The sequence below is a fragment of the Candidatus Phytoplasma pruni genome, from assembly GCF_001277135.1.
GTDB classification, from domain to species: Bacteria; Bacillota_I; Bacilli_A; order Acholeplasmatales; family Acholeplasmataceae; genus Phytoplasma; species Phytoplasma pruni.
Window position 1 is genome coordinate 1 of the sequence record NZ_LHCF01000008.1, and the last position, 25948, is coordinate 25948.

At 24.8% G+C, this 25948-nt stretch carries 23 protein-coding genes and 5 pseudogenes; 22 read left to right on the forward strand and 6 right to left on the reverse strand.

The genetic code is table 11. The features are described 5' to 3' along the window. Window positions 1-10: 10 nt before the first annotated feature. Complete coding sequence (locus CPX_RS03110) at window positions 11-166, reverse strand: hypothetical protein (RefSeq protein WP_200902630.1); 156 nt, start codon at window positions 164-166, stop codon at window positions 11-13. Window positions 167-178: 12 nt separating this feature from the next. Here CPX_RS03110 and CPX_RS01655 point away from each other — a divergent pair, with 12 nt between their 5' ends. The 9 genes and pseudogenes from CPX_RS01655 to CPX_RS03525 all read left to right on the forward strand — a co-directional run bounded on the left by CPX_RS01655 (window position 179) and on the right by CPX_RS03525 (window position 8167). Continuing rightward, complete coding sequence (locus CPX_RS01655; protein ID WP_235443211.1) at window positions 179-1609, forward strand: ATP-dependent helicase; 1431 nt, start codon at window positions 179-181, stop codon at window positions 1607-1609. A 56-nt stretch (window positions 1610-1665) separates the two neighbouring features. Further along, window positions 1666-2169 (forward strand): annotated as a pseudogene (locus CPX_RS03530) (glycosyltransferase); the annotation flags it as partial. A 138-nt stretch (window positions 2170-2307) separates the two neighbouring features. Beyond that, a pseudogene (locus CPX_RS03535) lies at window positions 2308-2870 on the forward strand (glycosyltransferase). 352 nt (window positions 2871-3222) lie between these two features. Further along, window positions 3223-3417 (forward strand): annotated as a pseudogene (locus CPX_RS02885) (AAA family ATPase). Window positions 3418-3488: 71 nt separating this feature from the next. Further along, window positions 3489-3743, forward strand: a complete 255-nt coding sequence (locus CPX_RS01665; RefSeq protein WP_053521473.1) for a hypothetical protein — start codon at window positions 3489-3491, stop codon at window positions 3741-3743. A 1206-nt stretch (window positions 3744-4949) separates the two neighbouring features. Further along, window positions 4950-5951, forward strand: coding sequence for a hypothetical protein (locus CPX_RS03115; protein ID WP_152907383.1), 1002 nt, complete (start codon window positions 4950-4952; stop codon window positions 5949-5951). Between the two features lie 221 nt (window positions 5952-6172). Beyond that, window positions 6173-6880 carry a Bax inhibitor-1/YccA family protein gene (locus tag CPX_RS02890; RefSeq protein WP_268760253.1) on the forward strand — a complete coding sequence of 236 codons (708 nt, stop codon included), beginning with the start codon at window positions 6173-6175 and terminating at the stop codon, window positions 6878-6880. A 712-nt stretch (window positions 6881-7592) separates the two neighbouring features. Further along, a complete protein-coding gene (locus CPX_RS03520) occupies window positions 7593-7859 on the forward strand; it encodes an ATP-binding cassette domain-containing protein (RefSeq protein WP_334199087.1) in 267 nt (88 codons plus the stop codon). Beyond that, window positions 7847-8167 (forward strand): ATP-binding cassette domain-containing protein, encoded by a 321-nt coding sequence (locus CPX_RS03525; protein ID WP_334199086.1) that lies wholly within the window; start codon window positions 7847-7849, stop codon window positions 8165-8167. Before CPX_RS03520 ends, CPX_RS03525 begins: the two co-directional genes overlap by 13 nt. A 163-nt stretch (window positions 8168-8330) precedes the next feature. On the opposite strand, the gene ruvB is transcribed toward CPX_RS03525, so the two are convergent. Both ruvB and ruvA read right to left on the reverse strand, forming a co-directional pair. Continuing rightward, on the reverse strand, window positions 8331-9335 hold the full coding sequence (gene ruvB, locus CPX_RS01685; RefSeq protein WP_053521476.1) for a Holliday junction branch migration DNA helicase RuvB: 1005 nt from the start codon (window positions 9333-9335) through the stop codon (window positions 8331-8333). Window positions 9336-9351: 16 nt separating this feature from the next. After that, window positions 9352-9921: a Holliday junction branch migration protein RuvA gene (gene ruvA / locus CPX_RS01690; RefSeq protein ID WP_053521477.1), complete on the reverse strand. Its 570-nt coding sequence runs from the start codon at window positions 9919-9921 to the stop codon at window positions 9352-9354. A gap of 119 nt (window positions 9922-10040) precedes the next feature. Here ruvA and CPX_RS03275 point away from each other — a divergent pair, with 119 nt between their 5' ends. The 9 genes and pseudogenes from CPX_RS03275 (at window position 10041) to CPX_RS01725 (ending at window position 18546) form a co-directional block, all read left to right on the forward strand. Then, a complete protein-coding gene (locus tag CPX_RS03275; protein ID WP_235443213.1) occupies window positions 10041-10454 on the forward strand; it encodes a hypothetical protein in 414 nt (137 codons plus the stop codon). 38 nt (window positions 10455-10492) lie between these two features. Beyond that, a complete protein-coding gene (locus CPX_RS01695) occupies window positions 10493-12862 on the forward strand; it encodes a hypothetical protein (protein WP_235443214.1) in 2370 nt (789 codons plus the stop codon). Between the two features lie 261 nt (window positions 12863-13123). Next, on the forward strand, window positions 13124-13312 hold the full coding sequence (locus CPX_RS03280; RefSeq protein WP_235443215.1) for a helix-turn-helix domain-containing protein: 189 nt from the start codon (window positions 13124-13126) through the stop codon (window positions 13310-13312). A gap of 154 nt (window positions 13313-13466) precedes the next feature. Next, window positions 13467-13655, forward strand: a complete 189-nt coding sequence (locus CPX_RS03285) for a cupin domain-containing protein (RefSeq protein WP_235443216.1) — start codon at window positions 13467-13469, stop codon at window positions 13653-13655. Window positions 13656-13671: 16 nt separating this feature from the next. After that, complete coding sequence (gene tpiA / locus CPX_RS01705) at window positions 13672-14439, forward strand: triose-phosphate isomerase (protein WP_053521478.1); 768 nt, start codon at window positions 13672-13674, stop codon at window positions 14437-14439. Window positions 14440-14508: 69 nt separating this feature from the next. Then, a pseudogene (locus CPX_RS01710) lies at window positions 14509-16757 on the forward strand (ATP-dependent helicase). Between the two features lie 587 nt (window positions 16758-17344). Then, complete coding sequence (locus tag CPX_RS01715) at window positions 17345-17572, forward strand: hypothetical protein (protein ID WP_053521479.1); 228 nt, start codon at window positions 17345-17347, stop codon at window positions 17570-17572. Beyond that, window positions 17565-17897, forward strand: a complete 333-nt coding sequence (locus tag CPX_RS01720; protein WP_053521480.1) for a hypothetical protein — start codon at window positions 17565-17567, stop codon at window positions 17895-17897. The genes CPX_RS01715 and CPX_RS01720 overlap by 8 nt, the downstream gene beginning before the upstream one ends. Before the next feature lie 178 nt (window positions 17898-18075). Continuing rightward, window positions 18076-18546 carry an rRNA adenine N-6-methyltransferase family protein gene (locus CPX_RS01725; RefSeq protein ID WP_161802333.1) on the forward strand — a complete coding sequence of 157 codons (471 nt, stop codon included), beginning with the start codon at window positions 18076-18078 and terminating at the stop codon, window positions 18544-18546. 149 nt (window positions 18547-18695) lie between these two features. Here CPX_RS01725 and CPX_RS01730 read toward each other — a convergent pair whose 3' ends face one another. From CPX_RS01730 to CPX_RS03290, 3 genes and pseudogenes are all read right to left on the reverse strand, one after another. Beyond that, on the reverse strand, window positions 18696-20477 hold the full coding sequence (locus CPX_RS01730) for an ABC transporter ATP-binding protein (RefSeq protein WP_053521482.1): 1782 nt from the start codon (window positions 20475-20477) through the stop codon (window positions 18696-18698). Next, window positions 20474-22204 (reverse strand): ABC transporter ATP-binding protein, encoded by a 1731-nt coding sequence (locus CPX_RS01735; RefSeq protein WP_053521483.1) that lies wholly within the window; start codon window positions 22202-22204, stop codon window positions 20474-20476. Before CPX_RS01735 ends, CPX_RS01730 begins: the two co-directional genes overlap by 4 nt. A 219-nt stretch (window positions 22205-22423) precedes the next feature. Then, window positions 22424-22781: pseudogene (locus CPX_RS03290) on the reverse strand (TCP-1/cpn60 chaperonin family protein); the annotation flags it as partial. Between the two features lie 588 nt (window positions 22782-23369). Between CPX_RS03290 and rpsF the strand changes: the two are divergent. The 4 genes from rpsF to CPX_RS01755 form a co-directional block, all read left to right on the forward strand. Further along, on the forward strand, window positions 23370-23660 hold the full coding sequence (gene rpsF, locus CPX_RS01740) for a 30S ribosomal protein S6 (RefSeq protein WP_053521484.1): 291 nt from the start codon (window positions 23370-23372) through the stop codon (window positions 23658-23660). A 1-nt stretch (window position 23661) separates the two neighbouring features. Further along, window positions 23662-24066, forward strand: coding sequence for a single-stranded DNA-binding protein (locus tag CPX_RS01745; protein ID WP_053521485.1), 405 nt, complete (start codon window positions 23662-23664; stop codon window positions 24064-24066). Window positions 24067-24107: 41 nt separating this feature from the next. Further along, window positions 24108-24344 carry a 30S ribosomal protein S18 gene (rpsR, locus tag CPX_RS01750; protein ID WP_053521486.1) on the forward strand — a complete coding sequence of 79 codons (237 nt, stop codon included), beginning with the start codon at window positions 24108-24110 and terminating at the stop codon, window positions 24342-24344. A 131-nt stretch (window positions 24345-24475) separates the two neighbouring features. Then, window positions 24476-25948 (forward strand): GGDEF domain-containing protein (locus CPX_RS01755; protein ID WP_200902631.1); only part of this gene is annotated, 1473 nt, incomplete at its 3' end.

A 25948-nucleotide genomic window follows, 5' to 3' on the forward strand; every position in this document is an offset into this window, starting at 1 on the left:
AAATTTCTTTTTATTTAGCAATAGAAATATAACCCTTATGAGCTAAAAAAATAGCAACAGGAATAACAACACCTAAAACAGGTAACAGCCAATACATACAAAAACTACCTAATGTTAATTTATTTCTACGATAACTACTTCTTCGATAACTTCTTTTTCTAGACATTTAAATCTCCTTTTGTTTAAATTTTATTTAAATAGAAAAACAACTTTATTCACTTATCACCTACTCTTTCAAGCTAAAAAAATTATTTTAAAACAGAATTATCGTTCTACTAATAATATTTTAAAAAAAGCGAATTTATTAATTAAAAAAAATCATAATGGTTTCGGTAAAGAATTAAAAAGTTCTTTAGGCGATGGATCAGAGGTCTTTTTTAACCAATTTTTTAACGCTAATTCAGAAGCTGATTTTGTCATTAAAGAAATTGATCGATTAGTGGCTAAACACCAATGTCGTTATGGAGATGTCGCTATTTTATATCGTTACAATACTTTAGAAAGGCTCTTTGAAAATAATTTAATGAAAAAAAGGATTCCTTATAAGATATTAGGCAATATCTCTTTTTACCAAAGAAAAGAAATTAAAGATTTAATAGCTTATTTAAAAGTCTTAATGGATACTGATCAAAATTTTTACCTCCAAAGAATCATTAATGTTCCGAGTAGAAAAATAGGTAAAGTAACTTTTCAAAAAATCGAAGAAATCAGTCAAAATCAAAACCTTTCTTTCTTTGCAGCCTTAAACCATTATCCTCCTGATTCCAAAATTATCAAACATATTGTTTCTTTTCAAACTTTAATCCAAAAAATGAAAGATAAACTACATTCCCATTCTTTTAATAAATTAGAAGAAATAGTAGATTATGTGGATAAAACAGTCGGTTATTCTGATACTTTAAGAGAAAAGCCGGATTCTTTAGAAACTCAAAACGCTCTAGATTATATCCAAGAATTGAAAAATGTTTTCGCTGAATCGAACACAGAATTCGAAGGAACTGTGTTGGAAAAATTAAACCAATTATTAGACCAAATATCTTTATATAGCCAAGATAAAAGAGATGACAATGATCAAGTTAAATTAGCTACTGTCCACAAAGCAAAAGGAATGGAATTTAAAGTGGTTTTCATTATTGGTTTTGAAGAAAATATTTTCCCTTTAAACAATAGTAAAGATCCTGACGATACTTTTGATTTAGAAGAAGAAAGACGTCTAGCTTATGTCGCTATTACAAGAGCGAAAGAACATTTATATCTTACTAGCGTCGCACAAAGAATGAAATACGGGCAATTTGTGAAATTAGAAATTTCTTCTTTTGTGAAAGAAATGAATTTTCCTCTAACTAATCCTAATGATGCTTATTTTAATAAAACTACGAAAATTAGACCAGCTAATCCTCATCAAGCTTTTTTATACCAAATAGGCGATAAAGTAGAACATAATGCCTTTGGTTGCGGAACAGTCATAGAAATCAAAATACCTTTAATCACTATTTCTTTTTTACCTCCTTACGGAATAAAAAAATTAGACATCAAACATCCTTCGTTTAAAAAAGTGGAAAGTTTAGTTTCTACTTTACAAAAACAGAATAATCCTTTTGATGAATAAAAAAGGCGGCAATATCTTTTATGTTAGTAAATAATGCGAATAAGTAGGGCATGAAAATGAAAATAGGTCTTTTTACAGATTCATATGAACCATTAATTAGTGGCGTTGTGGTTTCCGTTAAATCTTTAAAATTAGGTTTAGAAGCTTTAGGGTATGAAGTTTATATTATCGCCCCTAATTCACCACAAATAAAAGAAGAAAAAGATCCTCATATTATCAGGATCAAAGGTTTGCCAGTTCCTCTGAAAGCTTTAAAAGGTTTTCGTTGGGGGGTTAGTTATAAGAAATATCTGCCTTTATTAAAAAATCTAAATTTAGATATTATCCATCTACATACTGAATTTGGCATCGGTTCTTTAGGACTTTATACAGCAAAAGAGCTTAATTTACCTATTGTTTATACTTTTCACACGATGTATATTAAATTCATCGAACTTAACCAAAACTTTTGGTTAAAAATGTGGAAAAAAACTATTGTAAAATATTTTGATAAATTATTGACTAAATATATTTCCACCGTGAAGGCGGTTATCGTTCCGACCCCTAAAGTAATTCATTTTTTACAAGAGCGTTATCCTATCGAAAGCAATTATCACGTTATTCCTACTGGTTTTAATTTAAAGCCTTTTTATCAAGAAAACATTTCTTCTGAAAAAATTCGCCAATTAAAAGAAAAACTAGGTTTAAAAGATGATTTTATTTGTCTTTATGTAGGCAGATTATCTGAAGAAAAAGAGATTAATTATTTAATCGAAGGTTTTGCTGCGTTTCATCTTAAACATCCTCAAAGTAAGTTTGTTATTATTGGTGATGGCCCAGATAAAATTAATTTAACCAAAAAGTTAAAAAACTCGGTTTAAATGATAAAATAATTTTTTTAGGTTTTTTGGCTTATCAACAATTGGGTTTATATTATCAATTAGGCGATGTTTTTCTTAATGCTTCTTTATTTGAAACACAAGGATTAACTTATATTGAAGCTCTGGCAGCTTCTTTACCTTTGTTAGTGCGTTATGATCCAGTGTTGGAAGGTGTTATTCAAGAGGGCGAAAATGGTTTATTTTACCGCACTAAAGAAGAATTAATACAGAAGTTAACTCTTTTATTTCAAGACCCTCAAGAAAGGCAAAAATTAGCTCTTAAAGCTAAAGAATCAGTCGCCATTTATAGTCAAGAAATATTTGCTCAAAAAATCATCCAAGTTTATCAACAATCTTTAGTTCATTATCAAAACGAAATTTCGGAACCAAACAACTCTTAATGTTTTTGGTCCAAATTTCTTTTTTTACTATAAAAAGATTTTTTCCTTAAATTGATACTTTTTTTACAAAATAAAAGAAAAAAGATTGTTTTTTGGTTTATTTTTGTTATAATAAAAATTAATATTATTAAAAAAGATAATTTACTACCATTTCTTGCTCAAGTTTTTTTGATAATATAAAAAAAGAAATAAAAAAAGCATTTGAAAAAATAATTTGTATTCTTTTTGAACAAATGTTTGGCATCCTTATTAAAAAAAAAATTAAAAAATTATTTAAAGAATTAAAATTTAATTCCCCCCCAGCATCTTATTTATTGATGAAATAGATGCGATTGGAAAAAAAAGAGGAGATTTGGAAAATAAACACGAACAAACTTGAAACCAATTATTAATTGAAATGGATGGGTTTGTTCAAACGAAAGATTTGATTGTCATCGGTGCAACTAACCGAAAAGATATGCTGGATTCAGATTTATTAAGACCTGGGCGTTTTGATCGTATTTTTAAAGTAGGTTTGCCTAATGTTAAACTAGAGAAGCTATTTTAAAGGTACATGCGAGAAATAAAAAAATTTCTTCCAAAGTTGATTTTAATCAAATCGCTCAACAAACTCCTGGAATGAACAGCACTCAATTAGGAGACATTTTAAATGAAACTTCTATTTTAACAGTTAGAAATGATAAAGAAACAATAACAAATGAAAAATTATATGAAGCTATTGATCTAGTTTTAATGGTTCCAACGAAAAAATCCCGTAAATACGATGAAGAAGAAAAGAAAATGGTAGCTTATCATGAAGCGGAACATACAGTCAGTCATTGGTTTAAAATTAAAACATGCTCAAAAAGTGCACAAAGTAACTATTATTCCTAGAGGCAATAAGAAACAAGAAAAATAATTAAAGAAAATCAAGATTTATTAGATAAAATAGCTAACACATTGTTAGCAAAAGAAACTATTAATAGAGACGAAATAGAAAAGTTGATAGGAAAATCAGAACGCCCATAACAATCACTTTAACTTCCACCCTTTTTGACTTCATCTGGCATAATTTAAGAAATAGGATTTGCTAAATATTACTTCTTTTGATTTTAATTACACTATATCCATTAACTATAAAATAAAGTATTGCCCAATTAAAAAATAAATTATAATTTTAAATATTATATTCATACCTAACTATTTCTAAAATAAATCATTATGTTTAATTTATAACAAAAATTCATAATAAAAAAATTACTTATTAATTAATTTTAATATAAACAAAAAAATTATAATTGTAATAAAAAAAACAAAAATATTAAATTAATTTGTAAAGTTTTTTAACCTTTAAATATAACATTTATATCAAAAGTCGAAAAATCTGTCCATCAAAATTTAAAAAAAAATCGATAAAAATACTGTTTTCGAATTAATAGTAAATTTTGATAATCTACGCTGCTTCACATTTTTAGATAATTTTTTAAACAAAAATAAAATTTTTAAAATTAATTTATGTTTTTTTATTATATCATAATATATCTCATATAAATTGTTTCTTATAATAAAAAAGATTCTCGATGATTTACATTATCTTTAACAAAAAATTATTTTTGTTAATTTGAAAAGATATGAAATCAGATACTTAATTTAAGCATTAAAGAACCATTTTATAACTAAAATTTATTTAAAAAAGGAAAAGCACAATAAAGAATCTAAAGAGATTGCAAATATTTTTATCATTTAAACAATTTATTTTATTTTTCTTATTTTTGAAATTATTCTAGAGTTATAATATGTATAATTATATCATAATCATGATGTGATCATTGTTATTATATGATTTTATATGGTATAAGATGGAATATAGGAAAATTCATAAAAGTTTATTCATGTTTTTTTAAAAATTAGTATAATAAATAAATTTTAAATAAATTGTAAAGGAATATTATTATGGTTCAATTTCATTTTAATTATAAATCAAAATATAAAATTTTTTTTATTTTTTTTATTATATTAATGATTTTTTTAGTTTTATGGACACGACAAATTTATGCTTTTAATCCTAAGGATTATGAGAAAGATAAGAATCAAAAACATTTGTTTCAATGTTGGAGACATGAGGATGGTCATATTTTTGCCGATAACGCAAGAGTTTTTTACGATATTCCTGGAATTACATTGGTGCCTTGTCGAACTTATCAAGAATATGCTAATAAAAGTCAATTAGTAGGGAATGCTACTGGTATCGCTCTTAATTTTGTGCCACCCGCAAAATTATTTTGGAATGGGTTTAAAACATTTATGGCTGATAAAATATTAGATCATAAAGATGATGGAGTATCTATGATCAATGATATAGTTAGATATTATATTTTAAACGACGAAGGAAAAGCGTTTTTCTTTTTTGAAACGAATCAATTAGACGAAATTAAACAAGTAGATATCACTTTTTGTGATTGCGATATGTCTCCTTCTTTCATTACTAGTGTAATTGAATTTTTAAATCATTTAACTAAATTTTTAGATGATCCTGATTTTGATAATTTAATAGAGAAATTAATATCAAAAGGTAAATTTTCTAACAAAGAGTTAAAAGAAATGGGTTTTCAACAAAGAGATATCGAAAAAATATCACAATACCAAAAAATTCCTAAACCTATAAAAAACAAAGTTAAAGAATATATAAAGAAAAAAATAAATCAAAAAGTAGGTCATGCTATTGCTAAAACAGCTCTAAAAACAGGAACTAAAAAAATAGTAGGAAAAACTTGGGGTAAGGTATTATTTCCTGAAGTATTTGAAGCTATTGAAATGGGCGAAAAAAAATATGAATCTCAAGCTCATATTAAAAATAATATTCATTTTGAAATCAAAAATAATAGTTACGAAACAACATTAGGGTTTGCAATAAATTTTCCTAATAAAAATGAATTAGAAATATATGAATTGAAAAAAACTTCTGACTGTCCTTTTACGACTAAATTAATTAATAAAGTTAATCTTTTTGATTCTACACATATGTTAATCAACTTAATTCAACCTAAACGAGGTTTAGATCCTAATCAATATTTAAATATTTATTGCGGAAAATTAAAATAATGACTCTTCATAAAATTTATTTTTTAATATTTCACATTTTTAGTTGTTTAATCGCTATATATATCATTTTAAAAACAAAATATTTAGATTTTATTATCGACCCTTCCAGTCGATTTTATAAAAGTAATTTTAAAACTTATATTAATAATAAAAAAAAATAGTCAACAAAGTATACAATCAACTACAAAAAAATTAATCAAATTTCTCAAAAACAAAAGATTATTGATGACTCTCAAATTCTTACATCATATAAAAGTGTTTTTCAGAAATTGACTTTTTTAATCTTATTGACAATTATATCTACAATTATTTCTTATTTATTTTTAAATAGTATTACTGATTTTAACAAATTAGTATACTACTTGTTTATATTTTTCGTTATCATAATCATTATTTATTTTATTTATTTTATTTGTTATTGTTTATGTAATATTTATGTATTTACTAGTTTGATATTGCGTTTGTATTCTTTTTTAAATGCTATTCTTTATGGAATAATGTTAGCTTTTTTATATAGATTAGAATATTTAGTATTAACATTTTCCGAAAATAAAGAATTCGCTCAAATAATTTTAAAATATTTTTTATTATTTTTTGTTTTTACTCCTTTATTATTAACTTTAATTATTATTATTTTTATCAGTTTTTTATATAAAATAAATAAAATAAAAGTAAATTCCAAATTTCATTCCTGTTTAAGAATTTTATTTATTGTTAGTATATTTAGTGGATCGTATTGGATGCCTGATTTATTATTACCTGAAGAAAATAAATCTTTTTGGTTTTTAATGTTTAATTTATTAGAATCTTTTTTTATTTTAATTTTATATACTTTAATTTGGGTAAATTATTTACATCAATTAGATCGTTTTATTGAACAAAAAATACCCAAAAAATATGAATGGGTTTTAGTTTATTTTTTTATTTGAAGCTTTTGTAATATTTTTTATAGAGATTTTATTTATAATTTTAGATATTGTTAATTATTTTTTAAAAAAGAATAAATAAAAAAAATATAAAATCTTGTATTATTTTTTATTGTAATATTATTCTGTTCTCGTTTTTTAAATATTTTTTTATTTAAATTGATGATTTATATTTTTTTATTAAAGACTTTAAAAGATTTTGTTGCAATTATTGCAAGATTTTATCCTTATTTAAAACCTATTTTGGAAAAAACTAGCAATAAACAAATTTTACCAATATTAAAGGAGATTTGTTAACAGTTTAACTCATAACAAATAACAAATATGTTATCAAATATAATAAAATTGTTGATGCAATAAAACAAATCAATATCAATTTTTACAAAAGATTTCGACTTTAACAAGTTATAAAACTGTCTAAAACCGTTAAGCAGTGCAGTATTTTTGAACCATCGATCAGAAGATCTCGTCCTGATATTGCGAAACAAAAAATATCAATAGATATGGATCCAGTTTTTACCTTTCTTCACCGCAAGTGTCATTTACTTAATGATTATTCTAAGTACTAATTTTATAATGAAACAATTAGAAAAAAAGAGGTAAATCATGGAAGAATAACTAGTTCAAATTAAAAATTTACAAAAAAAATACAATAATAAATATATTTTAAGAGATATAAATTATAAATATCAAAGATAAAGAAATTGTTACTATTATCGGTCATTCAGGTTCTGGTAAAACGACTTTTTTGAAATGTTTAAATTTATTAGAAACTCCGGATTCCGGCACCATTATTATCGATAAACAAAATATTTTAGCTGAAAACTTTAATTTAGAAGAATTAAGGGCAAAAGTAGGAATGGTTTTTCAAAATTTCGATTTATTTGAAGAAAAAACTGTTTTAGAAAATTGTTATTTAGCTCCTATGAAAATTGGCAAAAAGACTCGCGAAGAAGCGGAAAAAAAGCGATGGAAAAATTAGCGGAAGTTAATTTAGAAAAGTTCGCTCATTATGATGTTAATTTATTATCTGGTGGGCAAAAAAGAGTCGCGATTGCTCGTGCTTTATGTATGAAACCACAAATCCTTTTATTGGATGAACCAACCTCCACTTTAGACTCTGAATCCGCTCATGAAGTTTTAACTATTTTGAAAAAACTATCTGATAATAAGAAAATTACTTTAATTATTATCGCTCATGAGATGGATTTTGCTAAAAAAGTTTCTAACACTATTTTTTTTAGAAAAAGGTGTCATAGCGGAAAAAGAAACTCCAAAAGAAATTTTTGAAACGAATAAATTTCCTAAATCAAAAGCGTTTTTTGAAAGTTTTTAATTTCTGGGCAAAGACAATATATAAAAAGAAAACTCAATTGTTTGTTAAATATAACAAACAATTGAGTTTTTTCTCTTTAATAGGTTGTTTTAGATCATGATGGATAGATTGATTAAATTATTTTTTATGAATATTTTTTTGTTTTAGTAATTGGGCGGTTAAATCGGTGGCAATTCTGCCTTGAGCAGTTCTTTTAATATAACCTTCTTTAATTAAAAACGGTTCATGAACTTCTTCAATGGTAAAAATTTCCTCTCCAATAGTGGCGGCAATATTTTTAATACCGACTGGACCGCCGTTAAATTTATTCACTAATGTGTTTAAATAATTATAATCTGTTTCGTTTAAGCCGTTTGAATCTATTTGTAGCTTTTCTAAGGTTTCTAAGGTGATTTGATGAGTAAGAACTTTATTAGAATAAATTTCAGCAAAATCTCTTACTCTTCTGAATAAACGGTTAGCGATTCTAGGGGTTCCTCTACTTCTTTTAACTAATTCTGCTAAAGCTTTTTCTTCTATTTGGTTACCATAAACCGAAGCAGTTCTTTTTAAAATAAGTTTTAACTCTTTTTCGTTATAATAATTTAATTTTAAAATTAAGCCAAAACGATCTCTTAAAGGGAAAGAAATATGACCGAATTTAGTAGTCGCTCCTACTAAAGTGAAAGGCGGCAAATCAATGCGCACTGTACGTCTTTCGTTTTCTTTACCGATAATAATGTCTAAAACATAATCTTCCATAGCAGCATACAAAATTTCTTCAATATTTTTCGGCAAGCGATGAATTTCATCAATAAATAAAACATCTCCTGATTGAAGATTGCTTAAAATAGCTGCTAAATCACCAGCTTTTTCTACCACCGCTCCACTGGTAATTTTAAAATTAACCTTTAATTCATTAGCTATAATTTTGGCTAAAGTAGTTTTACCTAAGCCAGGCGGACCGTAAAATAAAAGATGATCTAACGATTCTTTTCTTTTTTGGGCGGCTTTAATATAGACGCTTAAAATATTTTTAATATTTGGTTGTCCTGCGTATTGGTTTAACAATTGTGGTCTTAAAAATTGTTCATCTTTGTTATTTATTTTGATTTCTTCGTTGACAATATCTTTAGTGTTCATGTTATTTTTAATCCTTTTATTTATTAATTAAAAGTTTTAAAGCTTCTTTTATCATTATTTCTAAACTTTGGTTAGAATCTACTTTATAAATAATATGTTCGACTTGTTTAGCATTAAAACCTAAATTCATCAAAGCATCTTTAACGTCAGTTTGTTTAGGATTAAGGACAAAAGTGTTGGCTTGCGTTTTTGGAATAACTAAATTATTTTGTAAATGGAAAATAATTTGTTGAGCTGTTTTTTTACCAATACCAGGGAATTTCATTAAATAAGCGATGTTATTTTGTTCAATAGCGGTTTGCGTTTCTTGAAAAAATTCTACATTGGTGATCACAATAGCGCTTTTAGGCCCTATTCCTGGAATAGAAATTATTTTTTTAAAAAAAGAAAGAAATTTCATTTCTGTAAAACCATACAAATCACGGATATTATCTTTAATATAATAATAAAGAAATAATTTTACTTCTTGTTCTATATGGAACAAATAAGGATTACAAAAATGAATATGATAACCAATACCATGATTATCAACAATAACGCTATTTTGATTAATTTCGACAATTTTACCTTTAATATAATAATACATTTTTACACCTCGAACTGCTCTCTATTTGATTATAACATTTTAAATATTATTATCTTATGTTTTAGTGTGTTATAATATATAGTAAGTATTAATATTAGGGTAACGAGGATAAAATAAATATGTCTTTTAATCAAAAAAATGTTCCTTCTATAACTGATATTGAAAAAAATAATAAAGATTTTTCTCACAATAATTTATTATTTGTGTTAAATTATTTGAATAATCTTTTACAAAACAATAATTTCTTTCTTTATGATTATCAGGCCAAAAGTGCGCCTTTTGAACAAGAAATCGATCAACAAACTAAAATATTAAATCAGCAAATTTTTCTTAAATTAAAAGATTTAAACGTTGATCATCGTAATAACCTATCTTATATTAAAAATAAATTTCAAAGCATTTTATACACTAATTTTATTCAAAAAGATAAAAAAGAACGTAAATACATTAAAGAATTAATTCAAAAAATTAAACATAATAATTTTGCTAAAAAAAAATTAACGCTTTATTTGAACAAAATATTAATTCTTTAAAACAAAAAACACAAACCGATTTAGACAATATTATTGTTTTGGAACAAAAAACACATACAGAACAAGAAAAAGAACAAAATAATTTTTTACAAAAACATTTAGAAATTTCGAAAAAAACTAAATTCAAAACCAGCGAAAACTATCAATCTTTTCATGAAAAAAATATATTAATTAATAAACAAATTATCGCTTTAAAAAACATTTTAAACGCTAATTTAGATAAACTAGAAAGAAATCATAAAAATAATTTAACTCACATTAACCAAAAAGAAATTAAGAAAAATAATATTTTTGCGAAAAAAATGCAACAAATAAATGATCTTTTTCAAAATAAATTAGCGGATCATAATAAAATCTTTGATCAAGAAAAAAACACTTTTACGCACAATAAACAAGCTTTAGAAGAAAAAAAACAGATGTTATTTAAAGAAAAAAAATTAATGATGTTTTTTTTTCTGGAATCAGTGCCTAAAACTAAAGAAAAATGTTTTTTATCTTTAATGAAAGAAATAATGCAAAATGAAATCCGTTATTATAAAGATTTAAATATTTGGCGTAAAAAATATTTTTGGTTAAAATTTCTTTACAACAAAGCATTAAACATCATTGCTTTAGAAAAAAAAATCTTTGTTAAAATTACTGACATGGAGATTTATAACCAACATTTAATTTGTAAACAAGAAAAAAAATTAATTAATCATGAATATCTCCAACGAATTAAAATGCTAGATATCGAATTAAGACAAACAGATGTTAAAAAACATTATGAAATGATTAAAATCGAAAGACAAGAAGAATACGATAAAAACAAATTAGAATATTTATTTTTACAAAAAAATCAAGAGATGCAAAAAAAAATTAACAATTTAGAATTTCAAAGAAAAGTTTTATTTTTAAAGCATAAAACCCAACATAAAAAATATTTATTAAAGATGCAATTAAAAATTGAAAAAATTAAAATTACATCTGAATATTATGCTAAAATAATTCAAAACCATAAACAAATACAACGTCTAAAAGAAGATTTAGAACATCTGCATGTTAATCAAGAACATAAAATACATTTTGAAAATATGAACTATAAACAACAACAAGAAAATTTATTATTTCGTATGAAAGTTCAACAAATCAAAATAGAAAATATCATAGAAAAAAGTTTTATCAATCAAAAAAATAATTTAAAAAAATTAATTTCTTTTATTATTCATCTTAACAAAGCTAATAACCGACAAAATGATTTGATAAACATAATGCAAGATAAATTAAACAATTATTTAAACAATAATAAATCTAAAGTCTTATTTGATACAGAAGAATTTGAAGAAGTGAGTTCTTTGTTGCAATTTTTTATTGATCAAATTCACGACAAACACTTTGATTCACATTATCTTTTGCAAAAAGAAATATATCTTTTCAAAGAGTTGCGGATACAAGAAAAAATTGATTTAATCCAGGTTATTTTAGAATATTATGATAAAAATATTTCTTTTATTCGTGATTTAGTTCATAATGTACAATTTAAATATGATAATCCTAATCATAATTTTTTCGCTTTTTTTGATAACAAAATTAAAATTTCCAATAACCTTTATCAATCATGGAAAGAACAATTAAATCATTGGCAAAAGAAAAAGAAGATCAATAACGACCAAAAAGAAAGCCAAATCAACACTTTACGAAAAATACAAAATAAAATATTACAAAAAAAGAATTTTTATCAAAATAAATTGTTTCAACAAATTATTATTATTAATCAAACATCCGCTAAAAAAACTTTTTTATCCCAAATATCAAATAAATTCAAAGTAAAAAAGTTTTGGAATTATTGGTGGTCTTTTTGGAATAATTTAACCTTATTTATAGATCAATCTCGTCTAGAATATGACGAATTAACCAAATATAATCGTCATATCTTATCTAAGCAAGAAAAAAATAAGCAAGACTTATTATTGATCCATAATAATAAAATTTCTTTATTAACTAATGTTTTTTTAGATATCGCTAAAGACATTCATTTTTCTCAAATGGAAAATATCCGTTTCGCCGTCCAAGAAGAAGACAACAGAATCAAACAAACAATCGAAAAAGAACAACAAGCTATTAATCAACAGTTAGTTCAAATGAAAGAAAAAATTACTTTAATTCAGGAAAATTTAGATGATACTTTGAAAGAAATAGAGAATAATTTTGTCCAAGAAATGAAGCAAATAGAAGAAGAAAAAAAGCTTTTATTTCAAGATATCTTATCTGCTTTTCAAAAAAAATCTGATTTAATGGTTAAAAAAATAAAATTATACCCTATACAAAACAAAATAATCAAACAAAACCAAAAAAGAAAGAAAAAATTATTTTCGACTCTTACGAAAATAGTCAAAAAACCTTTTTACAAAAAAATAACTCTATTTTAAAACAAATTAATAAAATTGATAAAAAAACTGTTAGTTTTAGCAAAAAAAGCTTTTCCGAGGAAAAATAAAATTATTACTCTTAAAAATTTTATGGAAATTGAAATATCAAAAAGACAAATTAGAATTATATAAAAAATCATAAAAAAAATAAAAATAATTCGAAAAAAATATTTTAATCAACAAATTTATTTATACCGAGAATTAAACCTCTTATTAGGTATATAAAAAAGTTATTTAAAAAAATATGAAAAGGAAGATGAAGTGGATATTGGATTTCAAATTAGAACTTTAAGATTAAAAAATAAATTAACGCAAAAAGAATTGTCTGAAAAAATTAATGTTACTAGCGGTTATATTTCTCAAATTGAAAATAATTTAATTTCTCCTTCTTTAAAAACTTTATTTCCTTTGTTAGAAATTTTTAACGTTTCGGTATCAGATTTTTTTTAAACAAGAGAAAAATTTATCATTAATCAACACCAAAGAGGATTTTATTAGTGCGCCAAATCATAATTTAAAGCATACTATTTATAATATATTTCCAAAATTAGAAAAAAATAAAATAAAACCTATTATAATAGAAATAGAACCTCAAGGGCAAACAATGATTCAAACAAGAACAATCAATGATGAATTTTGTTATGTTTTAGAAGGTGAAGTGGTTTTAGTTTTAAATAAAAAACATTATTTATTAAAAAAAGAAGATACTTTTTATTTATCTATTAATGAAGAATATCATTTATTGAACAATTCTTCAGAAAAGACCAAAATATTAAAAGTAACAGCTTTTTAAAAACAGAGGAAAAAAAATGAAAAAAATTATTATAGCAGGCAATTGGAAATTACACAAAAACAAAGATGAATCTTTGAATTATATTTTTCAAGTGAACGACAAAGTACCTAATAAAAATGAAGTAGAAACAATTATTTTTCCACAAATTACTTTATTAGATATTTTAACACAAATAGAAGGTAAAAATTTAAGAATTGGCGCTCAAAACGTTTTTTATCAAAATGAAGGCGCCTTTACAGGAGAGATTTCTCCCCAAAATATTAAATCTTTAGGCGTTAAATATGTTTTAATCGGACACAGCGAAAGAAGAACCCTTTCGCAAGAAACGGATGAAATAGTTAATTTAAAACTTTTAGCTGTTTTAGAACAACAAATGCGTTCTGTGGTTTGTTTAGGGGAAAGTTTAGAAGTAAAAGAAAAAAACGAAACTCAAACATATTTAAATAACCAATTAGAAACTATTTTTCAAAATGTAGCCAGCGAGTCTTTAAAAGATATTACTTTAGCTTATGAGCCGATTTGGGCTATTAACACTGGTAAAAGTGCTACGCCAGAAGATGCCAATTACAACATTGGTAAAATAAGAAAGAAAATCACTACTATGTATGACGAAGAAGCGGCTCAAAAAGTTAACATTATTTATGGCGGATCCGTTAACGTTTCTAATGTGGAATCTTTTTTACAACAAAAAGAAATTAACGGTATTTTAGCCGGTAATAGTTCTTTAAAATATGAAAATTTTTTATTTTTTACAGAAATAGCGAAAAAATATACACAAAAATAAGATAAATATTTTTTTATTAATTGATTTTTAAAAAAGAAGAAATAATTGCGAAAAGAAGGTTTCAAAAATATGTTGCAACCAAAATGGTTAAAAAATCTGAATTCAGAACAATTAAAAGCAGTTACTTATCCTGATCGTTCTCTTTTTGTTCTAGCAGGTCCAGGCACTGGCAAAACCAAAATACTTACTAATAGAATAGCTTATTTACTGGAACAAAAACACGTTAAGAGTGAAAATATTTTAGCAATTACTTTTGCTAATACTGCTGCTAAAGAAATGAAAAAAAATCTAAAAAAAATAGTTAATACTGAATTTTATAATTTTACTATTAAAACTTTTAATACTTTGAGTGCCCAAATTTTAAGAAAATATATTGATAAACTTAATTTAGGAATGGAATCCTCTTTTACTATCATTAGCGAAACCGAAGGACAATCTATTATTAAAGAAAATATGAAAAAATTGGGCATTGATAAAGATTCATATAAAGTATTGGAAATTCAAAGTTATATTTCGAAAATTAAAAAACAAATTGCTAAAAAAAAAATTGTTAATAATATCCCGACTAATGAGACGGATGATCTTTTGTTAAAAAAAGAATATAACGAAATAAATTTTATTTCCCCAGAAATGAAACAAATTTATGATGAGTATTGTCATTTTTTAAAAACTAATAATTTAGTCGATTGTGATGATTTAATTATTTATTCTTATCAATTATTAAAAAATAACCCTTCAGTAGCTTCTTTTTATCAGCAAAAATTCGCTTATCTTTTGGTAGATGAATTTCAAGATATCGATTTAATTCAATATAAATTAATCCAAATTATCGGCAAAAAGAGTGTTATTTTTTTAGCGGGAGATCCGAACCAAACAATTTATCGTTTTAAAGATAAAGATGTTATATGCCAAATGTTGTTTGAAAAAGATTTTAACGCTGCTATTCATACTTTAAGCGCTAATTATCGATCAACTCAAAATATTTTAAGCAAAGCTAATATGTTAATTGGTCATAATTATGAATCTCAACCAGATCAACCTTTTCAACAAGAACTTCAAAGTGTTTATGATTATGGTGAAAAAGTAGTTTATAATGATTTTTTAACCGCTAAACAAGAAGCTAAATATATTACTAAAAAAATTCAAGATTTAATCGAGACAGGTAAATATAATTATAATGATATTTGCATTTTATACCGCATTAATAATTTAGGAACAGATATCGAAAATCATTTTCTTTTAGGCAATATGCCTTATTCCATTAAAAACAGTTATTCTTTTTATCAAAAAAAGAAATTAAAGATATTATCGCATACATTCGTGTTGTTCTGTCTAATAAACAGAATTTCTTTTTAAAAAGGATCATTAATATGCCTAAACGTAAAATAGGTATTAAAACAGTGAAATTTTTAGAAGATATAGCGAAACAACATAATATTTCGTCTTTATTAGAATCTATTGATTATATCCCACAAGATCACAATAATAAGGCTAAATTTGTTCATTTTAAAAAGACTTTAGAAATGATTCAAGATATTATTTTTAACGATGATACGACCAATTTATCTAATATAATTGAGAAAATAGACGATATTATTGGTTATTCACGCATGTTAAATGAACAAGAAGAAAAATTATCTCATTATAATAATTATAATAAAAAATTAGCCAACCAAGAGAAAAAAACCAATATCATTCGTCTCCAAGAAATTTTTAGCCATGAAGACTTAAATCATAAAGGTACTTTTTTAGAAAAATTAAGGATTGTGTTAGATAAAATTTCTTTATTTAATGAAGATGAATTGATCAATGATAAAAATAAAGTGGTTCTTTCTACAATCAAAAAAACTAAAGGATTGGAATTTAAAGTAGTTTTTGCTATTGGTTTTGAAGATCAAATATTTATGGAAAATTTATTAGATAAAAAGAATTCTGGTTCTTCTCCTCCTTCTGAAACTTTAATCAAAGAAGCCAGAAGTTTAGCTTATCTAGCTATCACAAGAGCGAAAGAATTATTATATATTAGCAGTTCTGGTTCTCGTTTCCTTTTAGGACATCACTTCTTCTTAAAACCAGTCTCTTTTATCAAGGAAATGCAGTTGATTTCTTACTTTAACAAAAAAATTGATAAATACTTCGCTAATAAACATTCTTATCGAATAGGAGATAAATTAATCCATCAAACTTTTGGTCAAGGAGTATTACTTTCTATTAAAAAAAATATTGCTACCATTTCTTTTGACGAAAATCATGGTGTAAAAAAAATATTAATTAGCCATTCCTCTCTAATGAAAAGCGATAATACGAATTTATCATAAAAATTAGATTTACCCATGCCAAAAAGATCTTGATAAATGATTATTTCATTTAAAAATATCTTTTAAACTAATTAGAATTAGAATAAAAAAATGATTACCTTAAAAATTAAACAAATATATCAAAAAACAAGCTAAATTGTTTTTCCAACAAAGGAATAAACGGTTTAGCTTGTTTTGTTTTTAAAGGGTTTTTTTATAAGAAAAATTAGATTTATAAAATGAGATTTATTTTAGGTTGATAAGTAAAACAAATTTAATATTTGTCCTCGCTGTTTTGATCTTTGTTTATTGTTCATTTATTTATTTTTACTTTCTTTTGCGCAATAACGTAAAAAGACCGATAAAAATCATTAAAATGTGATTATATTATCTCGGTTTATGTTTAGTAAGATAAAACATAAAAAAAGTGTCATAAAATAAGCGAAAAGGTTGCAAAAAAACCAAAAAAAAGTAATAATATAACGCAATAATATAAGAAGTATACAAATATTATGTTAAAAAAAATGAATTATTCTAGCAATAAAAATACATTTAAAAAATCTGTCGGTTAGAAAATAAAAAAATCATTTTTAAATTGTTCTGTTTTAATGCTATCTGCCGTAACTGTTGTTTTAGGGATTGTCAGTAGTTGTTATAACATCGGCGCTCAAAAAGATTTTAAAATAATTGATTTTTTTTATTTTTCCAGACAAAGTAATTTATTGGTTTTAATGGTTGTTATTTTCGTTTTTACAAAGGTGAAAAATAAAATTGGTATTCTATACCGCAATTTTAATCGCTTTGGTCAATATTTTGATAAACGCTTCAATGTTTAATTACTTTTTAAACGATAAAAATAAATATTATCAGATAAGACCAAGACATATTTATTACTTGCATTATTATTTAGAATATGTTATCATGCCGATTTTATTTAGTATTTTTTATTTACAATATATTAACGCTCAATTACGTTGGAAAAAAATTTGGATTGTTTTCATCCATCCATTAGCTTACTTTATTATTTACACCCTAGCGAAAGAAGATGCTAAAGTATTGTTTTCGTCTCCAGATGATCAAAAACAATTAATTTGCATATTTATTAAAAATTACTTCTGTTTATGTTCTTTTATCTTCTGCTATTATTTTTACCACTACTAAAAGATTTAACAAATACTTGAAAATGCTTTTATTCTTTTTTGTTTTCTTAGTAATTTACTTTACTACTTGCAGTTGAAACGACTGGAAACGTGCAAAACAAAAACTTGTAGATTCTAAAAATATTGAAGCTTTTATTATTCCTTTATCCCCTCATGCTTACAAAAAATTAAGTGATGTTGTGAAGAATCAGAAGGATTTGAAAGCAAATGATGTAATACTTGAATTAGGTGGCGGTTCTGGTAATGTGACTCAACATTTAATAAATCGTTATTACAATAAGGACGTTAAAATAGTTTTTATTGAAAAACCTCTATATTTCGCCGATGTATTAAAAAAACGTTTTGAACAATATCCAAAGGTTCAAATCATTGAAGGCGATGCGACAAAATTAAATTCATTGTTGCCAAGCACAAGTAAAATTAGCGGAAAAGGTATTAAATTCAAAGAATATCGTTTTACAATAATGTTGCACAGAGATCATGAAATAAAAAGTATGGAACCTGAAAAAAAAATTTATTTAATAAATAATTTTATTATTACTGCAGAAATCAATACTTTATACTATCCTCGTCATTCTGATAATAATGATGCCAAAGACCAATCACAAAAAGACAATAAAAAAGATAAACCTAAAAAAAGAGTTAGTTAAGTAGGATAATTTCAATTGATAAATTTTTAAGAAATTATATTTTAACCTAATTCTATCCATAAAAAAAGACCTTTTAAAGGACTTTTTTTATGGATAGATATCAAATATATTAGTAAAAAATGATTCTTTCGCCATAATTCAAGCTATTATTATGATTTTTGAAATTGACTTTGATAAAGGTTATAATAAAACCCTTGTTTAGCTAATAATTCTTTATGCGTTCCTTGTTCGATAATTACACCATTCTCTAAAACTACTATTATATCAGCGTTCACAATTGTAGACAAACGGTGAGCAATAACAAAAGATGTTCTTTCGGACAATAACTTTTGTATAGATTCTTGTAAAATCATTTCAATTCTAGTATCAATAGTGGAAGTAGCTTCGTCTAAAATTAAAATAGCTGGATTACGTAAAAGAGTGCGCGCTATGGCGAGAAGTTGCTTTTCCCCTTGTGATAAATTAGCTGTTTCTTCATTAATTACTGTTTGATAACCATCTTTTTTAGCCATAATAAAATTATGAACGTTAGCTTGTTTAGCTGCTTCAATAACTTGTTCATCAGTAGCGTTTAAATTACCATATCTGATGTTTTCTAAAATAGTGCCGTTAAATAACCAAGATTCTTGTAAAACTATTCCAATAATATCGCGTAAATTTGCTTTTTTCAAATCTTGAATATCTACGCCATCAATTTTAATGCTGCCAGAAGTAGCATCATAAAATCTAACTAATAAATTAATTAAAGTAGTTTTACCTGAGCCTGTAGGACCCACAACAGCCACCATTTTATTTTTATCAACCTTTAAATTCATTTTTTTAATAATAGGTTTATCGGCTGAATAATTAAAGGAAACATCAGAAAAATCTACATATCCTTCTACTTTTTCTAAAGTTAAAGCATCAGTATTTTCTTTTTCTTCTGGTTCGCCTAAAAATCGAAAAATTCTTCTACCAGCGGCTCTAGTGGATTGTAAAACTATAAAAATTTGACTTAAATCGTTAATAGGATGACCTAAACGCCAAACATATTGAATAAAGCCTTGAAATAAACCTAATTGAATGGCTGCAAAACCCATTTTACCTAAGAAATGATCTTCCACTCCCTCTTTACGCATTAACACAATCCCAATAATAACCACTAGAGAAACCATAATATAAGTAAAACTACTCACAATCGGCATCACTAAACCAGATATAAAGTTGGATTTAAAAATATTTTGCTTTAATTCTGTGTTAATTTCTTCAAATTCTTTAATAACGTTTTCTTGTTGATTGAATAAAGCAATTTCTTTATGACCAGTATATTTTTCTTGTAAAAAACCTATATATTCGCCTGTTTTTTCATATCTTTGAATGAAAATATTACGGGATTTTTTATTCATAATGAAAATAACGATTAAAGCAGAAGGAATCATTAAAGACACTAATATACCTAATGGCAAATTAGCCCAAAACATCACAATAATAATTAAAATCATGTTAAAAAAAGCACAAATTAAAGCAATAGTGGATTGTTGTAAACCATTAGCCACCATTTCCACATCATTCGTAATAATGCTCATTACATTTCCGACCGCGTTTTGATCAAAAAATTTAATCGGTAATCTATGAATTTTTTTATGTAATTCTTCACGTAGATCTTTCACAGAACTATGAATAGCAGTTATCAGTAATTTATTATAAATAAATCTACCTATAGTAGCCATTACATATAATAATAAATTCCCTAACAGAGCGATTCCTAGAGTTTGGAGAAAAACTTCTGGCGTCGTTGAATCTTTAGCGTAATGTTCCTTAATATAATCGATGACATATTTTCCTTCATAAATAACCACAGCCGCACTAGTAAGAGCTACTAAAAAAATTAAAAAAATACTGATGTAAATCTTGATTTTAAATTTTTTTAAATAACTGAATAATTGTTTCACAATAAAACCTCTTTTATTTTTTGTGATATTGCAATGTTTTTGTAAATTTCACATCTTTGCATTAATTCTTTATGCGTACCTATATCAACTACTTTACCGTGATCTAAAACAATTATTTTATCAGCGTTTAAAACAGAAGTTAATCTTTGTGCTACTATGATAATAATAGAGTCTTTTCTAAAATGAACAAAGTTTTGTCTAATAGCTAAATCTGTTTGATAATCTAAAGCAGAAAAGGCATCATCAAAAATATAAACATCTGGTGTTTTTAAAAAAGTTCTTGTAATTGAAAGTCTTTGTTTTTGTCCACCAGAAAAATTGGAACCCAATTCGCTAACAAATTCTTTTAACTGTTTTTCTTTACTTTGAATAAAGTCGTATGATTTAGCCATTTTCGCTTTTTCTAACATTTCTGATTCATCAGCGTTTTCTTTACCAAAAGATAAATTACTTTCGATAGTTCCTTTAAATAAAATGTTTTTCTGGGAAACAAAGCCGATTTTATCTCTTAAAGTTGCTACATCATAATTTTTAATATCTATATTATTGATTTTAATAGAACCTGATGTAGGATCCATTAAACGAGGTATTAAATTAATTAAAGTACTTTTACCGGAACCAGTGGAACCTACCACAGCTATTAATTCTGATGTTTTAGCTTTAAAATTAATATTATCTAAAATAGAAAACGAAGAATTAGGGAAATTAAAACTAACATTATCAAATTCTAAATCAGTAATTTTTTTTAATGGTTCTACTTGATGAGGATTATTTTGAACAGAAGGTTCCATCACTAATAAAGTTTCTATTTTTTTAGAAGAAACCACTGTTTTAGGAAACATCATAAATAAAAATAAGAAATTTAAAATAGAAAATAAAATGTGATATTGTAAGTTAAGAACATTGTATAAATCTCCTAATGTCAAACCATGTTGGCCAACTGTTTTCAATAAAAAAGCTCCATAAAAAATTGTACTTAAAATAGATATATTCAACAATAAATAGAAAAAAGGCTCAATGGATAACATAGAATTAAATAATTTGACAATGAAATCCTTATAATTAGAATTCATTTTTTCAAATTTTTCTTCTTCATATTCAGAGCGGTTTAAAGTTTTAATAATTTTAACGCCGATTATATTTTCTCGAATATTAGCATTAATATCTTCTAATTGTTTTTGTTGTTTTTTGGATAATTTATAATTTTTAGTCATAACGATAGCTAAAATTATGATAAAAATAGGTACCGCAAAAATAATACTAGTAGAAAGCGGAACAGAAATGTGACAAATTAAGGTTAAACTAATGATTAACATAATCGGCGCCACAATCGCAGCTCTATAAAAAGTAGCGATAAAGTTTACTATTTGATCTACATCAGAAGTACTACGATTCATTAACCTAGACACGCCTAAACTTTGCGCATCTTCTACTGACAAAGTTTGAATTTTTTTGAAAACATCACTACTTAAATTGTTAAAAACTAAAGAAGATACTTTAGAGGAGCAATAATTAACGATTAAATTACCTAAAATACCAGAAATAACTAAAAAAATTAAAATTAAAATAACATTGGTAAATTCTTTACCTTCTAAGGTTTTTTCAATAACCATTTCACCTATAACAAAAGGTATTCCGATTTCTCCCAAAGCTATCAAAAAAACCGATAAAATATTTAATAATATTATCTTTTTATATTTAAAAATATATTGAAAAACTAATTTCATATCGTTATTACATAATTACTTTCTTAAGATATTAAAAAAACATATAAATTTATTTTTTTAATATATAAATTATAAACCGTATCAATATTTATTTTATCATTTTTTTATTAATCTTTTGTTATAAAAAGTTTGTAAAAAAGCAAAAAAGTTAATTTAACACTAAAAAAATTTTCATACAAATCTTTGAGAGTAATTGACTTTTTTGAAAAATAAAAATGATTATAAAGAGTGATTCTCAGGCATATACATGTTATTACTTTTGCCTTCATAATCTTTAATAGAAACCACAGCTGCACCAGTTGTTATAAAAACAGAAGTGATAGAAGCAGAATTCAGAATTGCTTGTCTAATTTGTTCTAGTAGGGTCTATAATGCCTTTTTGTAATAAATTGGCATAAACGCCTTCTTTAGCATCAAAACCGCAATTTTATTTTTGTTTAAATTGTTCTTTAACTATGGTAGAACCATCAAAACCAGCATTTTCTGCTATTTGATAAGTAGGAACCAATAGGCTTTCTAAAACGATATTAATGCCTTTTTGCACATCAACGTTAGAATCAACCAATTTATCTTTTAATGCTCCAGATTGCATCAAATATCGTTCTATGAAATATTATATTCCGCAAAAAAACTCTCCAATACTAAATACAAGGTCAACCAATGGTTTTTAAATCAAGAGATTCTCATTTATTGCCTCAATTAGTCGTTATAACTCTTAAAACTGTTGATTTAATGCAAGAATTAGACCAAATTAAATTAAATTTAGAATAAAAAAAGGATAAATAAGAGGTTTTATTAAAAAACATCTTATTTTTTTACATCTTAAAGAAATGCTTTTTTTAAAAAAGGTTACCGATTAAGAGAAAAAAAATTCTTTTAAAAAAATTGATCAATAATTCCATTTACACGTTGAAATTATTTTTTATCTGTTAAAATTAAACATAGATACAATAATTATAAATAGGTAATTAATGTATATTTATGCATTGTTAAAAATATTATTTTTCCATATTTTATTTTTATATAAATAAAATAACAATGATCAATTTAAGAAATACTAAAATAATCAGTATTTCTTGTAAAGGTTTTTTTAATCAAAAAACCTTTAAAATTCTTGTCTTGTGAATTAAACAAGACCGCAAAAGACCAAAAGGAGGTTATCATCATGAATAAATATGAAGTAATGTATATTTTACAACCTAATTTAGAAGAAAAAAATGTAAAAAAAATTATTGATAACGTTAATGGTATTTTTACAAAAGAGGGTAAAGTTACAGAATTGAAAGAAATGGGGTTAAAAGAATTAGCTTATCCTATTCAAAAATTCAACAAAGGTTATTATGTTTGGTTATTAGCTGATGCTAACAGCACAGTTGTAGCTGAATTTACTCGTATAGCTAATATATCTGAAGAAATAATAAGATATATAGCAATTAAATTAGAGGATAATAATTAAAATGATTAATAAAGTAGTTTTAGTAGGTAGAATTACAAAAGATCCAGAATTACGTTTTGTTAATGGCGATATTCCTTTAGTGCGCTTTAATTTAGCAGTTAATAGGCCTTTTACTAACTCTGAAGGAGTTAGAGAAACTGATTTTATTCGTTGTGTTGTTTGGAATAAACAAGCAGAAAATTTAGCTAAATATATTACTAAAGGTGCTTTAATCGGCATTGAAGGTAAAATTAAAACTAGCTTTTTTGACAATGGTACGGATAAAAAACAATTCACAACAGAAATTCAATGTGATTCTATTCAGTTTTTAGAATCTAGAAAAAAAAAAGATAATGACAGTGATTATTCCCAGAATTCAGCAGCAGAAGAGTTTAATATTAATGAAGATGATAAATTCCCTTTTTAATTTAACTAAATAACGATAATGTAAGGAAGTATTAAAAGATTATGCAATCAGGTAAAAAGAAATTTTTTAAAAAACGTCGTAAAGTATGTTACTTTACTCAAAACAAAGTGACTAGAATCGATTTTAAAGATGTAGAATTATTAAGTAAATTTGTCACTAATAGAGGCAAAATTTTACCAAGTAGAACTACTGGAACATCTGCTAAATGGCAAAGAAGTTTAGCGATAGCTATAAAAAGAGCTCGTCACATGGCTTTAATGCCTTTTGTAATACAATAATCATATAAAAATAAAACAAGTTGATAATGCTTGTTTTATTTTTTATATTGAGAATTTATTATTTTTACAATTAAAAATAAATTTTTTTTCAAAATAAAATTTATGATAGAAAAGCGAGTTTACAAAAAATTATGTTCAAATCATTGAGAAAAAAAAATCTCAATTATAAAAAATACTTCTTAATTATTCTTTTAATTTCTGTATTCGTTATTTTAGCTATTTATGATTATAATCACATTAAAGACATAATGGCCGATCCTAAAAAACAATTCGAAGACATAAAAAACAATATTTTGAAGTTATTTTTTAGCCTTTTAGGTCAAATAATATTTTTATTCGTCCTTTTTAGCATTTATTTTAATTTTAAAAATCATTTAAAAATTAAAAAATTACAAAACAGACTTTCCTTATGGTCCAAATTATCTTATTTTGTTAATCAAATCGGCGAAGAAGTGTTTAATGAATTGCCGATAGGCATTATAGTGATCGATTCTTTTTCTAATGAGATACAATGGATTAATCCTTACGCTGATAAAATCTTTAAAAAACCTACTATCAATACTCCTTTACAAAATTTACACCCCGAAATGAAAGAATTATTAAATTCCAACCAAACACAAACTATTTTAACTATTGGTGAGGAAATTTTTGATTGTTTATACAATAAAGAATTTAATCTTTTTTATTTGTTTAATGTCACCGAAAGAGAACAAATTAAAAGTCTTTATCACCAAAAAACACCTGTTTTAGTTTTTTTATCTTTTGATAATATAGAAGATTCTTTAAAAAATTGGGACTTTTCTGAACAATCTCAAATCAAAGCGGAATATTTAAGTGTTTTATCTGATTTTGTAGAATTATATGAAGGTTATTTAAAGCAATTATCAGATGATAAATTTTTATTATTATTAAACCGTCAACAATTAGAAAATATCATGAGTGATAAATTTTCTATCTTAAAAACGATCCGTGATATTTCTAATAAATATAAATTAAAAATCACTCTTTCTATGGGTGTAGCTTGTTATAATTTACCTTATAATAGATTAGCTTCTTACGCTCAAAGCGCGATTGAATTAGCACAAAAAAGAGGCGGAGACCAAGTAGTTGTTAATATTGAAAACCAAAAAATTCAATATTTCGGCGCGACCCAATCTTCTTTAAGTACTAATTCCAAAGTGTCTGCTAGAGTGAACTCAGAAATTATCAGAGATCTTTTAGAACAAAATAATAATTGTTTTTTCATGAGTCATATTAATCCTGATCTAGATTCTTTGGGCTCAATGATTGCTTTTTATAAAATAGCTTTATCTATTAATAATAATTACGAACATTATATTATTTTAGATGAAGGAAAGATGGATCAAAATTTTAAAATTATTTATCAAAACTTATTAAAAGAAGAACCAGAATTATCTAAACATATTATAACTACCGCCAAAGCTAAAAATATCATTAATAAAAATTCTTTATTAGTTATTTTAGATACGCAAAGCAAAGAAATCGTTAATAGTCCAGAATTATTGGATTTAACACCTAATACGATCATTATTGATCATCATATATCTTCTGATGAAATCATCGTTAACACTTTTGCTTATATA

Excerpts from the sequence above, each read along its gene's own strand:
- tpiA (WP_053521478.1), top strand. The coding sequence starts at position 13,672 with ATGAAAAAAATTATTATAGCAGGCAATTGGAAATTACACAAAAACAAA.
- CPX_RS01715 (WP_053521479.1), top strand. The coding sequence starts at position 17,345 with ATGCTATCTGCCGTAACTGTTGTTTTAGGGATTGTCAGTAGTTGTTAT.
- ruvA (WP_053521477.1), bottom strand. The coding sequence starts at position 9,921 with ATGTATTATTATATTAAAGGTAAAATTGTCGAAATTAATCAAAATAGC.
- CPX_RS01720 (WP_053521480.1), top strand. The coding sequence starts at position 17,565 with ATGTTTAATTACTTTTTAAACGATAAAAATAAATATTATCAGATAAGA.
- rpsR (WP_053521486.1), top strand. The coding sequence starts at position 24,108 with ATGCAATCAGGTAAAAAGAAATTTTTTAAAAAACGTCGTAAAGTATGT.
- ruvB (WP_053521476.1), bottom strand. The coding sequence starts at position 9,335 with ATGAACACTAAAGATATTGTCAACGAAGAAATCAAAATAAATAACAAA.
- rpsF (WP_053521484.1), top strand. The coding sequence starts at position 23,370 with ATGAATAAATATGAAGTAATGTATATTTTACAACCTAATTTAGAAGAA.
- CPX_RS01745 (WP_053521485.1), top strand. The coding sequence starts at position 23,662 with ATGATTAATAAAGTAGTTTTAGTAGGTAGAATTACAAAAGATCCAGAA.
- CPX_RS03275 (WP_235443213.1), top strand. The coding sequence starts at position 10,041 with ATGTCTTTTAATCAAAAAAATGTTCCTTCTATAACTGATATTGAAAAA.
- CPX_RS01735 (WP_053521483.1), bottom strand. The coding sequence starts at position 22,204 with ATGAAATTAGTTTTTCAATATATTTTTAAATATAAAAAGATAATATTA.
- CPX_RS03525 (WP_334199086.1), top strand. The coding sequence starts at position 7,847 with ATGGAAAAATTAGCGGAAGTTAATTTAGAAAAGTTCGCTCATTATGAT.
- CPX_RS03285 (WP_235443216.1), top strand. The coding sequence starts at position 13,467 with ATGATTCAAACAAGAACAATCAATGATGAATTTTGTTATGTTTTAGAA.
- CPX_RS01665 (WP_053521473.1), top strand. The coding sequence starts at position 3,489 with ATGAACAGCACTCAATTAGGAGACATTTTAAATGAAACTTCTATTTTA.
- CPX_RS03110 (WP_200902630.1), bottom strand. The coding sequence starts at position 166 with ATGTCTAGAAAAAGAAGTTATCGAAGAAGTAGTTATCGTAGAAATAAA.